The sequence below is a fragment of the Aquidulcibacter paucihalophilus genome (assembly GCF_002105465.1).
In the GTDB taxonomy this organism is placed as follows: domain Bacteria; phylum Pseudomonadota; class Alphaproteobacteria; order Caulobacterales; family Aquidulcibacteraceae; genus Aquidulcibacter; species Aquidulcibacter paucihalophilus.
Window position 1 is genome coordinate 1 of record NZ_NCSQ01000021.1, and the last position, 734, is coordinate 734.

Annotated in this window: 1 protein-coding gene; it reads left to right on the plus strand. The window is 55.4% G+C overall.

Annotated elements, in window-relative coordinates; all coding sequences use genetic code 11:
* The first annotated feature begins 147 nt into the window (after window positions 1–147).
* Window positions 148–630: an SAM-dependent methyltransferase gene (locus tag B7364_RS01490; RefSeq protein WP_232780766.1), complete on the plus strand. Its 483-nt coding sequence runs from the start codon at window positions 148–150 to the stop codon at window positions 628–630.
* Window positions 631–734: the final 104 nt, after the last annotated feature.

A 734-nucleotide genomic window follows, 5' to 3' on the forward strand; every position in this document is an offset into this window, starting at 1 on the left:
ATTGGCTGTCGAACCGCATGGGTTGTTACAGAGGCCGGAAACGTCCCAGCCAGAGCGCTGTATGTTTCGGCGGGTGGCAAAATTGACGTGGAATTAGAAGATGCCAGCGGCCAGCCCGTGCTTTATTTATTCTCGGAGGATGCTTGAATGGCTTTTGAGATCCAAGCTATTGGCCATGTGCATGGCGGTAGAGCCGATCCGATCGACGATGATTGGGGAGCGAGCCGGTCTATCATCGAACTCAATTCCAACCAGTTCACGCCAGAGGCATTGGCAGGCCTTGATGCATTCAGCCATGTGGAAATTATCTTTGTTTTTGACAAGGTTGCTCCTGATAAGATTGAGAAGGGCGCTCGCCACCCGCGAGGGCGCCAAGACTGGCCCCTGACAGGCATTTTTGCGCAACGCGGCAAGAACAGGCCCAACCGGCTTGGGGTAACGGTTTGCAAAATTCTATCAGTTGAAGGCACGTCGCTTCATGTCGAAGGTTTAGATGCGATTAGCGGGACGCCCGTGGTCGACATAAAGCCGGTCATGCGCGAGTTTTTGCCGCGCGGAGAGGTTCGCNGGTCATGCGCGAGTTTTTGCCGCGCGGAGAGGTTCGCCAGCCAGTATGGGTTAGCGAGTTGATGGCTGCGTATTGGTAAAGCTCAGACTAGCGGATTAAGGGCCCCGCCTGTAGTTCGCGTGGCATCTGAACGTCCGCTTTCACTGCCCACGCCCCCAAACCGGAA